Here is a 13,693-nt window from a genome sequence, read left to right as displayed (position 1 = left end):
GCCTTGCCATGTCGACGGTGCAGCCACTCGAATCCGGCAGCCGGCACGACCTTCGAACGGGCGCATCTCCGGATGCGCCCGATGAGGACAAGTTCAAGGACGAGCAAGGCGCGTTTGGATATTGCCATTCCTACGAATCCTCGTCGCGCTACGACGGTCCGGGCCTGCGGATGGTGCTGTTCGTATCAGGTTGCCTTCTGCGCTGCACTTACTGCCACAATCCGGATACCTGGCACCTCAAGGACGGCACCTATGTTTCCGCCGAACAGGTGCTGCGCCGGCTTGGTGACTTCGCTCCATCGCTGCGCAGTCTCGGTGGCGGGCTGACGATATCGGGCGGCGAAGCCATGGTGCAGCTCGCCTTCACCAAGCGAATTTTCGCCGGTGCCAAGCAGATGGGCTTGCACACGGCGATCGAGACATCCGGCTTCCTCGGCGACCGCGCCGACGACAGCTTTCTTTCGGTCGTCGACCTCGTGCTGCTCGATATCAAGAGCTCCGACCCCGACACCTATCGCAGGGTGACCGGCCGCGATATCGCGCCGACCCTGCGCTTCGCCGAGCGACTGGCGAAGATCAGTAAGCCAACCTGGGTGCGCTTCACGCTGGTGCCTGGCTCGACCGACGATCCCGCGAATGTCGAGGGTATCGCCAAATTCGTGGCTCCCATGAAGAACGTCGAATGGGTCGAGGTTCAGCCCTTTCACCAGATGGGTGAATTCAAGTGGAAGGCGATGGGCCTCGAGTACAAGCACTACGATACCCCACGCCCTTCCCGCGAGCTGGTGAACAGAGTGATTGGCCAGTTTCGCGATGCGGGCTGTAACGCACGGTAACAGAACTGGAATGTCCGGAGACACACATGTTGGACCTTGCCCGCGATATCATCGGAAGCCAGCCGATCCTCACGGCATTTCTCGCGATTGGCGCGGGCTATCTGGTGGGCCAAATCAGCATCGGCGGCTTCTCGCTCGGTGTAGGTGCCGTGCTCTTTGTGGGTCTTGCCATCGGTGCGTTTGCGCCAAAGGCCCAGATTATCGGACCGATCGGCCTCACCGGCCTTATCATGTTCCTGTACGGCATCGGCATCCTCTATGGCCGGCAGTTCTTCGAGGGCATGGTCGGCGCGGGACAGAAATACAATCTTCTGGCACTGATCGGCTGTCTGGCGGGACTTGGTGTGGCGCTGGGTCTGGGACAGCTCTTTGGCATCAAGATCGGTCATACGCTCGGCCTCTACGCAGGATCGATGACAAGCACGGCAACCCTGCAGGCCGCGCTTGACGTTACCAAGACCAAGGATCCCTCCATTGGCTATTCGATTGCCTATCCGTTCGGGGTGATCGGTCCGATTCTTTGCATCTATTTCATGACCCAGCTCGTGAAGCCGAAATTCCCGGCCAAGGTCCAGCGCTTCCATATGGGCGAGATTACGATCGGAGCCGGCTTTGCCGGTCGTACCTTGGATGAATTGACCAAGGAGTTTTTGCGTGACGTCCAGGTTACGATGGTCCGCAAGGCGGGACAGAACGTCGTTCCGGTCGGCAGTACCATTCTGTCCGCCGGTGACGCGGTCCTGGTCGTGGCCGAGAACCAGGACGCGATTGCTAACGCTGCGACTAGGCTCGGGAAACTGGAGCTAGGCCGACTGGCCAGTGATCGGGCAGATCTGGACTACATCCGGGTCTTTGTCGGCAAGGCTGATATGGTGGGCGTTCCGCTTTCCAGGCTCCCGATGCCTTCAGGCTTTCCGACGCACCTTCTGCATGTCCGGCGCTATGATGCCGACCTCGTGCCGACGCCGGACCTGATGCTGGAATTCGGCGACCGCGTCGGCGTGCTCTTGCCACCCGAACGCAAGGAGGAAATCCGCAAGCACTTCGGCGACACGGTCAAGGCCACTGCCGAGTTCAGCTATGTATCCCTTGGGCTCGGTATGGTGATGGGCGTCCTCCTCGGTCTGATCCCGATTCCCATCCCGGGCGTCGGCATCGTGACCCTAGGGATCGGCGGTGGGCCGCTGATCGTGGCCCTCATCCTCGGCAAACTGCGCCGCACGGGACCCATGCTCTGGACCATGCCGCTGCCGGCCAACATCGTACTGCGAAACTTCGGTCTTGCGATGTTTCTTGCCACCGTCGGCGTCAATGCGGGGCAACCCTTTGTCCGCACCGTCGCAGAGTCAGGCTTCACCATGCTGTTCATTGGTGCCGCCGTCCTGCTCACGACGGTCGCTATCGTGCTGCTCGTCGGTCACTACATCATGCGCATTCCGTACGACGACCTCGTCGGCATCGCATCGGGGGCAACGGGCAATCCGGCCATTCTCGTCTACTCGACCAAAATGGCACCGACAGAACGGCCCGACATCGGTTACGCCATGATTTTTCCTTCGATGACCTTGGTGAAAGTGATCGCGGTCCAGATCATCGGGCTTCTGGTGCTGGGTGGCTCAGGCGGATAATGCGATATGGACAGCCGCGAGCAGGCAAATCCAAATGGCTAATCCTCCGAATGGCTGATCCAATGCCCGCACCACAACTGCCGATCTTCAATCTACAGGCCTATAGTCCTGCAGAGATCAAGGAAGCTGTCGAGAAGGTTGGCGTAAAGAAGGCCAACCTGCCGTTTCTGGTATCCTTCATGCTGGCAGTTGTGGCTGGCGGAGGCATCGGCTTCGGCGCGCTGTACTATACGATCGTGGCTAGCGACCCGACGCTCAGCTTTGCAGCGGCGCGCGTGGGCGGCGGACTCGTTTTCTCTCTCGGATTGATGCTCGTCCTGGTCGGCGGCGCCGAGCTGTTCACCGGCAACAATTTGATCGTGATGGCCTGGGCGAGCCGCAAGGTTTCCACGCGCACGATGCTGAGCAACTGGGCTATCGTCTATGCCGGAAACTTCTTCGGAGCGCTTGGGCTCGTTTTCCTTGTCTACTATTCCCATCATCTCGACATGAATGAGGGTCGCATCGGCTTGTCGGTGTTGACTACGGCTGTCTCGAAGATCCGTCCTGATGGGACTACGCTGTTTGTGAAGGGGATCCTGTGCAACATTCTCGTCTGTGCGGCGGTCTGGCTGGCCTATGCCGGCCGGACCGTCACGGACAAGGTAGTTGCCGTTATACTTCCCCTCTCCGCCTTCATTGCCGCCGGCTTCGAGCACTGCGTGGCCAACATGTATTTCCTGCCGCTGGCCTGGTTGCTGGTCCAGACCGGACACGCTCCTGCGAATTTCGATGCATCGCTCATCACGATTTCGGGGATCGCCCACAATCTGGTTCCCGTAACGCTGGGCAACATCGTGGGCGGCGCCGGCTTTGTCGGCGTCGTCTACTGGTCAATCTATCGCGTAACGTTCGGCAAATCCCGTTAAGAAGACGGTCCGCGACCGCGATCTTAGGACGCCCTGTTCCCAAATGACCTGACGTTCGAGCTGTCCGCCCCATCAAGCCCAAACAGCTCGGCCACCTGCTTGAACCGCTTTGCCGCTTCGCCTGAAATCTCTGCGCTCGCCGAGAGCACTTCCTGAATGGTCGCGAAGGCCTTACGGCGCTCGCCCATGTTCTCCGGCAGCAGTTTCGGGATGGCGGCAAGCGCGGCCTCGCGGTCGAGCAGCAGCATGAAGAACTGCTCCCGCACCAGCATCTTGAACTCGGCCAGCGTGATCCGCGCCGACTCATCCGTCTGGCGCAGCCGCCGCAATGCCTCGAGGCTGCGTTCGTCCACCATGCCGCGGGCCGACCCGACATAGAGCAGCGCGCGGAGACCGGCCTCCCTCAAACCGCCTGCTCCGATCTTCGACTTCAACTCGGCAATGCGTGCCTGCAGGAGTGCACGGTGTTTGGGATCCATCGCACGGGGCGCCGAAGGCTTCGAATGCGGATCGACCCCAACCGCGACCTGCAGGGCGGGCGAACCATAGATTGCCAGGAACATCGCTTCGCTGAGCGCCTCCTGCGAGTCGCGCCATCGGTCGAGTGAGCTGACGATCTGCTTCGAAAGCCTTTCCTGGGACGCCAGGAAGGGATTGTCCTCGGCAACCGGCTTGCGCTTCTCGCGTATCTTCTCAGCCGCGTCCTCCACCGTCTTCATCCACGGATTCCGGCTGCTGAACGCCTCGTATTGCAGTCGCAGCGGATGCCAAGTGCGCATCAGCTCCGCCATCTGCGGCGTCACCATCGACTTGATCCACGGCTGAAGGTACTTCTGATACACCGCAAGATTCATTTCGGAAACGCGCTTGGCGGTCTCGAAGCGGCGCTCATCCTCCGGCGAGTTGCCGCCCATGGCGCGGATATCGTCCAGAGTCCGCGCTTCGCAGCGCATCACCCACTGGCCGACGGCAAGCTCGTCATTGATCGTGTTGGCACCCCTTGCCTCAAACGTCGCCTCATAGAGGCCGGGCGGCAGCACATCGATCAGATCGATGTTGCTGGAAAACTCGGCGTGCTCCTTCTTGGCCACGCCGCCGGAGACGAAGATTCCGAGATGGCCGATCGTCTCGTGCACCGTATAGACGATGGTCTGCCCGTATGCCCTGATCTCGTCGACGTCGGCGTAAAGGTCGAGGATCCAGTGCAGCGCCTGCTGTGGCGGGGTTATGTTATCGCCCTTCGAGCAGAACACCACGATCGGCGAACGGATGTTGCGCAGATCGACCGCCGTACCGTCCGACATCGTGACCCGGCCAGCAGCGAGATTATTGCCGATGAAGAGCTCATCGACGATGAACTGGATCTCTTCGGCATTCAGATTGACGTGTCCGCCCCACCAGCGTTCGAACTCGAGATAGCGGTCGGCCTCGCTATCGACCCTGGAGTACACGTTGTACTGCTTGGTCCACAGCGTATTGGACGGATTCTGGTTTTCGAAGTTCTGTACCAACCAGGCGCCATCGAACTTGCCGCCCCCGAGATCACTGGATAGCGCGGTGAGCCAGCTTCCGCCGAGCAGGCCGCCCGAATAGCGCATCGGGTATTTACCGTGCACACCGGCCCAATAGGCCAGCGGCGCACCGGCGATGATCAGCGGGCCGAACAGTTCCGGCCGCAGCGAAGCCAGGATCATGACCGCCCAGCCGGCCTGACAGTTGCCGATCACACATGGCTTGTCATTGGCCTCCGGATGCCGCTCGATCACCTTCTCGATGAAAATCGCCTCGGCGCGCGCGATACGCTCGATGGTCTGGCCCGGCATCGGCTCGGGCAGGAACCCGATGAAATAGCAGGGGTGGCCCGCCTTCATCGCAACACCGATCTCGCTGTCGGCCTTGAAGCCGCCAATACCCGGGCCATGCCCGGCACGGGGGTCGACGACGATGAACGGCCGCCGTTTCAGATCGATCTCCACGCCCTTTGGCGGTATGATCCGCACCAGCGCATAGTTGACCGGCTGATCCAGCTTGCGGCCGTCGATGATGAGTTCGGCCGCATAGCTCAACACGTGTGGCGCCGTCTGCGCCACATGCTCGCGATACTGGTCCCCCCGCCGGCGCATGATATCGAGAAACAGCACGCTGCGTTGCCCGGCATCCACCATATACTCCACGGCAGAAGCGACGAGCCCTGACATCGGCCCACCCGGCAGAATTGCATTGTTCGTTGGCATGTTCGACCTCGATTGTCGCGCTCCAGTCAAGCGACCTCGCCACGTCGAAATGTTGATCTAGGTCAACGTTCGAGGCCGGGCAACGCCGTGTCGCGTCGCTTCCGCGTGCGTGCACGCGCGGCAGTCTTGATCCAGATCAAGGAACGGCGGGCCGATCCTGTCTTGATCCCCCTGCGCAGATCAAGTCCGCAGTCGCCTTCGCGCGGGAGGTCCGATGCTGGAGGCTGTCAACTACGCGACGTCCGAGCTTCTCAGCGACGGCAGAAAGGTCGAAGTCCGCGCCCTCCGCCGCGAGGACGAGGCGGACATGCTCGCGGCTGTGGCAAAGACAAGCCCTCAATCGCTACAGCGTCGCTTCTTTGTCATGAAACGCCATTTCTCGGACAAGGAGCGCGCTTTCTTCATGGACGTCGATTTCAAGGCCCATGTCGCGATTGTCGCCGTCACCGAGGAAGCCGGCCGCAAGATCATTGTCGGCGGCGGGCGATACATTGTCTTCGAGCCGGGACGGGCCGAGATGGCCTTTGTCGTCATCGATACATGGCAGGGCCGCGGCATCGGCTCGCTCCTGATGCGCCATCTCATCAAGATCGCAAGCGTTGCCGGCCTTAAGGAGCTGACGGCGGAAGTGCTGCCGGAAAACGCCGCAATGCTGAAAGTGTTCGGGAAGTTCGGGTTTCGTCCCGGCACTCACCGGGATCCCAAGACGATACATTTGGCGCTCAGGCTGAGCCAGGCAGCCGGTTCGGGCTCACCTCAGCCCTAACGGCGAGCGCCGAAAGCCATTGTTTCGAGCCTCGTTTCTGCACACGAAGCTGCCGGTCAGGCCGAAGCCATAGCGCCTCTGCCCTTTCGTGTAGTAGCGCTCCCGCCCGAAATCGAGCCAGACGACCGTATCGCCGGGACAGTGACGCTGCGCCTGCGCTTCATAACGGAACGGCGTCAGCGCCTGCGCCATCGCGCCATGCGGTACGAATGAACTAAGAACAAGCAGAATCGAGGAGCAACAATGGAATCCTGTTCGCATGTCCGACCGGTCCTGGCTAGCCGCCGCACCTTGGCAGAATATTGGACACAGCTCCAACCATTTCGGGCATAACCTGCTCCGCGCTCCGCTTGCCTGTCACCAGGCTCTCCATATGATGCGCCCTGCGAGAGGGAGGCATAGCATGGATGAATTGTCGCGCCGCAACTTGGTGACCGTCGTCGCGATCGCCATGGCATCGACCGTTGCGTTCGCCGGTGCCTCGCTGGTGTCGATCGCCCGTGCCGCAGACTTTCCAACGCGCCCCATCACGCTGGTCGTGCCGTACCCGGCCGGCGGCGGCGTCGATGCGATGGCGCGCGTGGTGGCGCAAAAGCTGTCGGACGCTTTCCGCCAGACCGTGACCGTCGACAATCGCGGCGGCGGCGGGGGCACCATCGGCACGCGCGCAGTCGCGCGAGCCGCGCCGGACGGCTACACGCTGCTGCTCGGCCACACCGGGACGCTGTCGATCAACCCGAGCCTCTACACCACTATCGGCATGGATCCGCGCAAGGATTTCGCGCCGATCGGCCTCGTCGCCTCGATGCCTGTGGCCCTGCTCGCCCATCCGTCGTTTCCCGCGAAGACGGTCGCCGAATTGATCGCGCTGGCGCGGAAGGCGCCGGGCACACTCAATATAGGGACGTCGCCTGTCGGCACCGGTGGTTACATGTGCGCCGAATTGTTCAAGGCCGAGGCCGGCATCGACATCGCGATGATCCCCTACAAGGGCACGGCACCGGTCATGAACGATCTGCTCGGCGGCCACGTGCCGGTCGCGTTCGGCGTGCTGCCGCCGGCGCTGGGCAATATCGCGGCCGGCCAACTGCGCGCTGTCGCTGTCACCAGCAAGACGCGCTTCTCGCTATTGCCCGACGTGCCGACCTTCGACGAGTCGGGAATGCCTGGCTTCGAAGCCGTATTGCATTACGGACTGCTTGCGCCGCACGGCACGCCACCCGAGATCGTCAGCGTCCTCAGCGCCGTATTGCGCAAACTCGGAAACGACCCGGAGGTGCAGCAACGCATCCGTCTCGAAGGCGGCGATCCCCTCAGCTCGACGCCGGCCGAATATGCCGACGACATCGATCGGGAAGAAAAGAAGTGGAGCAAGCTTGTCCATCAGCTCGGGCTGAAGGTGGAATAGCGCCTTTGGTCGTGACACGGAGGATCGGTGCTCCCGCATGCAGCAAGAACACCGGCCACAGCGGGACCAGCCCGTGGCTGCATGTCTTCGTGACACCGCCGCCATGGGTAGGCTTGATGTACCGCGGAACATTGTCAGCGACCACTGCCAGTCAAAACTGACGCCAGGCCCGGTCATTGAACTCTGGTCTCAACCTATCGCGTCATTTGGTCCTACATTATGCAACCTTTTTGGCGGTTCGCTATTCCACATCAAGGTCATAATCCTTGATCGAGGGCAGTTCACAGACGGAGGCTCGCATGCGCTTCCTTGCGGCAATCGGAGCACTAGCGATTGTATTCGCCATTGGCTGTGCAATCTTCTTCTTTGGTGGGTACTATAGCGTCGCAGCGACGGCTGAAGACCCTGCCGCGGTAACCTGGGCCTTGACCAAGGTTCGGACCGCATCCATCGAGCGTCACGCCAACGAGGGTCCTCCGGTCGCGTTCGGCGAGACTGCAATGGTGCAGGCCGGTGCCAACGCGTATGCCAGTTTCGGTTGCGTCAACTGCCACGGCGCGCCCGGCGTCAAGTGGCTGAAATATTCGGAAGGACTACATCCCGATCCACCCGATCTGAAGAAAGTCGCTGCAGACCTCTCCCCTACCCAGCTTTTTTGGATCGTCAAGAACGGTATCAACATGACGGGCATGCCGAGCTTTGCGCTGGCGGGAGCAAACGATGCCGAAATCTGGTCCATCGTGGCTTTCGTCAAGAAGCTGCCCTCGGTTTCCGACGCCGATTATAAGAGCTGGACCGCGTCGGCCGAACCGAAACAGTAGCCAGAAGGCGCGATGAGATTTGGATGAATCGGTCATCGCACTTCAGATCTTTGTTCGAACATGATCTCCGCGCGCGCTTCGCGTTTTGTCGCGAGGGAAAACCGCTTCACTCTTTTCCGGATCATGCTTTGGTGTTTCCGCGCGGGCCTGCTGGCGTCACCGGACAGCAGGACCACGCCGCCGGCCATGGCCGCCAGTACCGCCCAATATGCGTAACGAAAATCGGACGCCACGCCAACGCAATAGAAGGTCAGAACGTAGACGGCCGCGGACCCGCATACGCATGATATAAAAGCGGCTTCGCGAGGCGCTTTGCGCCAGCCGATGCCGCACAGGGCGATGCAGGCCAGCAGCCAGAAGCCAGCCCAAAAGAACGGCGTTGGTTTCAGCACATCGTGAGCCGAGACCAATGCGCCGAATGCGGCACGATTGGCAAAGACGTTTCTCGCCGGGTCTTCGATATCGGCGGTCCACATCGTCAAATTATCGCCAGCGAGAAAATTCCACATGAAGGCTGACCGGTGCTGCAGATAGGCAACCGGATGCCGGAGAATGGCCGTCAGCCACGCCGTTGATATCGCTGAGGTACCGAACAGGCCTTTTTCGCGTTCGATCTTTCGCATCACGAAATCACAGGGATCGAGTCGCCAATAGATGTCCCACATCGTCGGCTGGTAGCACGTGTCGAGCAGCATCGCATTTTCCGCCTCGCTCCACTCGACCGGAAACTGGTTCGCCCTGGCAAAATGGCTGATGCCGCCGAGATCGAAGATCATGATCGTCTGCAGCGGATGCTCCCGCTTCGCGTCGAGCAGACCGTAATAGATGAGCTGCACCATGCCAAAGAAGCCAAGCACGGCCGGAGCGTAAAGGATCGCGGTCTTCCGCAGCGAGACCCGCGACAGCCAGAGCGCATATGCGGCGAGTATCGGCGCGGCCAGAAGGGCATTCGGCCTCAACAATACCCCGAGAGCGACCAGTGCCAGCGATGCTGTCTGCCCGGCCAACCTGATCCAGGATCGCTGCTCGGAGGCGGCCAGCGCAACTGCGGCGGCGAGCAGCCAGCACGTTGCAAAGAGAACGTCCCGCCAGATGATTCCAACGAGGGCCAGAGACGGCGGCGTCAATGCCAATATTGGCAACAGCAGCGCAATCATCCTGCCACGGGATGCGAGCGTGAGCGAAAGAAGTCCAAATCCCAGCCAATAGGATATGGCGATCAGCAGGAACATGCTGCCGGCGCCGGGAGCGACCGGATCGATCAGGCCCCATAGCCAGACCATGATGGGGGACTGCCAGTCCCCCATCGTTCCCTTCATGGCGTATTCATGAAGATACTTGGCATCGAAGGTCATCACGCCTGGGTAGAAGGTCAGCAAGGTCAATCCGAAGCCGATCACCAGCAGGATCGCAACAAAAACTTTCAGGAGACGCGGCTGTGACAACACACGCTCAAGCCGCGATGGCATAAATATCACCTGAATTTGCGGCTTGCGGAAGCGCACTCAGCCAGCGGGCTATCGCCTTCCCGTCGACCCACTCACCGATCATCGTCTGGCTCTCCCCGAGAGCCGCGTTGAACTGCAAATAACCCATCGCTTCGCATTGCGCGATGCAGGCGAGCGCCACATTCGGCTGGATGGTGGTGAACTCGAACGAAAGTGCGCGCACCGCCTCCGACAAGCCGGACAGTGCTTCCGCTTCAAACCCTTCAACGTCGAGCTTGATGAACGCGGGAACGCCATGCCTTGCAATCAGCGTATCCAGCGTTGTGACCTCGACGTCGGCGAACTCGCTCCAGCGCTGGGTCTCCCAGCCGGGCGCGCCGTGCGCGGCTGCAACGAACGCCGACGAGACCGACGACACCGTTGGATTGTCGGAATTGATCAGCATTCGCGCCCTGCCCGGCTGTCTCCCTACCGCGACCGCTTCGATCGTCACGAAGCCGTCGCGGCCATAAAGCAGCCGGAGTGCCCTCACCATCGCCCATTGCGGCTCGACCGCGACAACGCGGGCCCCGAGCCGACGGAACGATGCAACCCGGTCGCCGACATGCGCCCCGACATCGAACACCAAGTCTCCGGACCGCACGAAATTGCCATAGAGCCGGTCCATCGCCGCCGCGCGCTTCCGGTCGCCATAATAGATACGCAGAGACCTGAGCGTGGCACGCGCTGTCCGGATGGATCGCAGCATCGCTAGACCGAACTTGTCAGAGGTGGCCGGCTCGCCGATTTGATCGCGGGCAAGGCAAGGTCGAGCAGGTGCTCCGGCGCGGCCGTTTCCTCAGGGAGACGGCCGATGCCCGTTCGGGCGGCCAGACCACCGAGCAGCGCCCAGGCCGTTACCGTCGCGAACGGTGCGGCACAGGCTGGCCCGCCGGCCAGCAGCAGAATATAGGGCAGCGCCCACGGCTGGCTGTACATCACCAGCCCGAGCGAGAGGCAGCCCACGAGTGTCTGCGGCCACAAGTCACGCAACGCCAACTCAAACGGCACGGCGTGATCGTCACGGATTTGCACCATCCAGTTGATGTCGCGATGGAAGAGCCGGCCAAACAGAAAGATCGTGTGGCTGATCCAAAGGATCGGACACAGAATGATCGAATAGCCCGTTTCAATTGCGAAATTCACGATAAACCGACCCGCTCCGCCGAACGCACGGCGCTCCTCCCGCGCAAGCAGCACGTCTAGCGCGCCTGCGATCTTCGGCGAGAACCACATGACGAGGATCCAGAGGAGCAATACGCTTCCGATATCGGATCGCATGACGTCGGCGGGATCATCGCATAGAGCGAGTGCGGCGGTCGCCAAGCCGAGCAAGCCGACCCACGCCGGCGAGCCGATGAACATCAGGATGGCGAGGACCAGCTGATAGCGGCTGACCAGCGTCAGATTTGGCAGCGTGACAAGCCGCCAGTATTGCATGTTGCCCTGGCACCAGCGCAAGTCACGGCGCATGAACTCCAGCAGCGTTGGCGGATTGTCCTCCCAGCCGAGGTCCTCCCGCGGCAAGACGCGTACGTGATAGCCGGCAGCCCGCATCAGCGCGGCTTCGATCTGGTCATGACTAAGGATATGCCGCTCTATTTCGCCGTCCCTGGCCAGCAAGGGTAGCTGACAGTGCTCGGTGAACGGCTTGAGCCGCAGGATGGCATTGTGCCCCCAATAAGGCCCACAATCGCCCTGCCACCACGCGCTTCCGATCGTGTAGGAGCGCATGCCGAGACGCATGCCAAACTGGAAGATGCGTGCGAACAAGCTCGTCGAAGGCAGTCCCACGATCAACCCCTGCAGGATACCGAGCTTGGGATCGACCTGCATGATCTGGACAAGCCGGATGATTGCGTCTGCGGGCATAAAGCTGTCGGCATCGAGCGTGATCGCGAACTCGTGACGGTTCCCCCAGCGCTCGCAGAAATCCCTGATGTTGCCGGCCTTGAAACCGCTATTCACGGTACGCCGCCGGTAGCTGATGGCAATCCGGTCGCCCCAGGTTGCGATCAGTTCGGAGAAGAACGCCTCCTCCCCGATGGCAAGCTCGGCATCACCCGTGTCGCTCAGGAGATAGAGATGGAAGCGCTCTGCGTATCCGGAAGCGCAGAGACCTTCCAGCATCGGCGCCAGATTGCGGATGGTACGTTCCGGCAATTCGTTGCGAACGCAAAGCAGGATCGCGGTCGAAGCAGTTACCGGATCATCGTCGCGGACCAGCTCGACGGCCGGCAGCACGGCGGCGACCGGGTCGGCGGAAAAGCGCATGATGACAAAGCCGATCAAGGCATTGCAGAAGCCGGCGACCATCCAGGGTAACGTGATGGCAAACAGGCCGAGCACAACGACATCAAAGATCCCGAACCCTCCGGGCGACAGCGCCAGTGCGGCGAGACATAACGAGCCCACCATCGTCACCAGAAACAGGACGGCAAATAACGCCCGCCTTGCGAACATGATCTTCCCGGCGGCGTCAGTCTCAATCATTTCGGAGCAAGTGCGGCTGGCAGGACAGGTTACGGCTTCTCATTCAGCACCGGGTGGTGCAGATTACCCTTATAACACATCAGGCCATCGGTAATTCCAGCCCGAGATTGAAGAAAATGGCTGCCAGCGCCAGCGCCGATACCGTCTCTTCCCTTTGGTATTGCGGACAAGGTAAGGCCGAAATTCGGCAGGAGCTCCTGGGTGCGCCGCGCGCGGGCGAAGTCCGCGTGAGAACCCTCTATAGCGCGATCAGCCGTGGCACTGAAGCGCTCGTCTTCGGTGGGCGCATCCCCGAGAGCGAATTCGGCAGAATGCGCGCGCCATTCATGGCCGGCGACTTTCCGTTTCCTGTCAAATACGGCTACGCGGCCATCGGACGGGTGGAGGACGGCAGCAGTCCCTTACGGGGCAAGAGCGTCTTCGCGCTCCATCCACATCAAACAGCATTCAATATTCCCGCAGCGTCACTGGTTGTGCTGCCGGACTCGGTGCCGCCGCACCGCGCTGTGCTCGCCGCCAACATGGAAACCGCGCTTAACGGTGTGTGGGACGCCGCGCCGGGTCCGGCCGACCGTATTGCGATCGTAGGGGCCGGCGTCGTCGGTTCCCTCGTTGCTTATCTCTGCGGGCGCCTGCCGGGGGCTGAGGTTACTCTCGTCGACATCAATCCGGCCCGGGCGGAATTAGCCTCAGCGCTTGGTGTTAAGTTTACAGAGCCAGCACAGGCACAGCGCGATTGCGATCTCGTAGTTCATGCCAGCGGCTCGCCCGACGGGCTGGGCACCGCGCTGGATCTGGCTGGAGATGAAGCGACCGTGCTTGAAATGAGTTGGTATGGTGATCAGCCGGTAAGCGCGATTCTGGGCGGCCCCTTCCACAGCCGTCGCCTTCGGCTGGTATCAAGCCAGGTTGGAAGCATTGCCACGTCACATCGCCCGCGTTGGAGTCACAATCGTCGCCTCTCCGCTGCGGTCGGCTTGCTCACCGATCCGCGCCTCGATGTATTGCTCGCCCCACCGGTTCCGTTCGGCGACTTACCAAAGCGGCTGCCGGAGATCCTCGACCCTCGAAATGCCACACTCTGTCAACCCATCGTCTATTCGTAAGGAGCT

At 61.3% G+C, this 13,693-nt stretch carries 11 protein-coding genes and 1 pseudogene; 7 read left to right on the top strand and 5 right to left on the bottom strand.

Annotation, left to right across the window (positions count from 1 at the left end; genetic code table 11):
• The first annotated feature begins 8 nt into the window (after positions 1 to 8).
• The 3 genes from pflA to RX331_RS09370 are packed head-to-tail and all read left to right on the top strand — an operon-like array spanning position 9 to position 3,372.
• Positions 9 to 836 (top strand): pyruvate formate-lyase-activating protein, encoded by an 828-nt coding sequence (gene pflA / locus RX331_RS09380; protein WP_317256291.1) that lies wholly within the window; start codon positions 9 to 11, stop codon positions 834 to 836.
• Positions 837 to 862: 26 nt separating this feature from the next.
• Complete coding sequence (locus RX331_RS09375; RefSeq protein ID WP_317256290.1) at positions 863 to 2,464, top strand: aspartate:alanine exchanger family transporter; 1,602 nt, start codon at positions 863 to 865, stop codon at positions 2,462 to 2,464.
• Between the two features lie 50 nt (positions 2,465 to 2,514).
• Positions 2,515 to 3,372, top strand: a complete 858-nt coding sequence (locus RX331_RS09370) for a formate/nitrite transporter family protein (protein ID WP_317256289.1) — start codon at positions 2,515 to 2,517, stop codon at positions 3,370 to 3,372.
• A 23-nt stretch (positions 3,373 to 3,395) separates the two neighbouring features.
• Here the strand turns inward: RX331_RS09370 and RX331_RS09365 are convergent, their stop codons facing one another.
• Positions 3,396 to 5,606 carry a DUF3141 domain-containing protein gene (locus tag RX331_RS09365; RefSeq protein WP_317256288.1) on the bottom strand — a complete coding sequence of 737 codons (2,211 nt, stop codon included), beginning with the start codon at positions 5,604 to 5,606 and terminating at the stop codon, positions 3,396 to 3,398.
• Positions 5,607 to 5,820: 214 nt separating this feature from the next.
• Here RX331_RS09365 and RX331_RS09360 point away from each other — a divergent pair, with 214 nt between their 5' ends.
• On the top strand, positions 5,821 to 6,372 hold the full coding sequence (locus tag RX331_RS09360) for a GNAT family N-acetyltransferase (RefSeq protein ID WP_317256287.1): 552 nt from the start codon (positions 5,821 to 5,823) through the stop codon (positions 6,370 to 6,372).
• On the opposite strand, the pseudogene RX331_RS09355 reads toward RX331_RS09360, so the two are convergent.
• A pseudogene (locus tag RX331_RS09355) lies at positions 6,358 to 6,561 on the bottom strand (hypothetical protein); the annotation flags it as partial. The gene RX331_RS09360 and the pseudogene RX331_RS09355 sit on opposite strands and share 15 nt — an antisense overlap.
• A 214-nt stretch (positions 6,562 to 6,775) precedes the next feature.
• Between RX331_RS09355 and RX331_RS09350 the strand changes: the two are divergent.
• Both RX331_RS09350 and RX331_RS09345 read left to right on the top strand, forming a co-directional pair.
• A complete protein-coding gene (locus RX331_RS09350; RefSeq protein ID WP_317256285.1) occupies positions 6,776 to 7,780 on the top strand; it encodes a tripartite tricarboxylate transporter substrate binding protein in 1,005 nt (334 codons plus the stop codon).
• A gap of 299 nt (positions 7,781 to 8,079) precedes the next feature.
• Entirely contained in the window at positions 8,080 to 8,601 is a 522-nt protein-coding gene (locus tag RX331_RS09345; protein ID WP_317256284.1) for a cytochrome c, read from the top strand.
• Between the two features lie 32 nt (positions 8,602 to 8,633).
• Here RX331_RS09345 and RX331_RS09340 read toward each other — a convergent pair whose 3' ends face one another.
• The 3 genes from RX331_RS09340 to mdoH are packed head-to-tail and all read right to left on the bottom strand — an operon-like array spanning position 8,634 to position 12,581.
• Entirely contained in the window at positions 8,634 to 10,106 is a 1,473-nt protein-coding gene (locus tag RX331_RS09340) for a hypothetical protein (protein WP_317256283.1), read from the bottom strand.
• The gene (locus RX331_RS09335) at positions 10,054 to 10,797 is read right to left on the bottom strand and encodes an FkbM family methyltransferase (RefSeq protein ID WP_317256282.1); all 744 of its coding nucleotides are present in this window, start codon (positions 10,795 to 10,797) and stop codon (positions 10,054 to 10,056) included. The genes RX331_RS09340 and RX331_RS09335 overlap by 53 nt, the downstream gene beginning before the upstream one ends.
• A gap of 2 nt (positions 10,798 to 10,799) precedes the next feature.
• Entirely contained in the window at positions 10,800 to 12,581 is a 1,782-nt protein-coding gene (gene mdoH / locus RX331_RS09330) for a glucans biosynthesis glucosyltransferase MdoH (RefSeq protein WP_317256281.1), read from the bottom strand.
• Between the two features lie 116 nt (positions 12,582 to 12,697).
• Between mdoH and RX331_RS09325 the strand changes: the two genes are divergently transcribed.
• Positions 12,698 to 13,687 carry a zinc-binding alcohol dehydrogenase gene (locus RX331_RS09325; RefSeq protein ID WP_317258076.1) on the top strand — a complete coding sequence of 330 codons (990 nt, stop codon included), beginning with the start codon at positions 12,698 to 12,700 and terminating at the stop codon, positions 13,685 to 13,687.
• Positions 13,688 to 13,693: the final 6 nt, after the last annotated feature.

The organism is Bradyrhizobium sp. BWA-3-5 (genome assembly GCF_032917985.1).
Classification (GTDB): domain Bacteria; phylum Pseudomonadota; class Alphaproteobacteria; order Rhizobiales; family Xanthobacteraceae; genus Bradyrhizobium.
The sequence above is the reverse complement of the archived record's forward strand: the minus strand, read 5'-3'. Positions and strand labels throughout refer to the sequence as shown.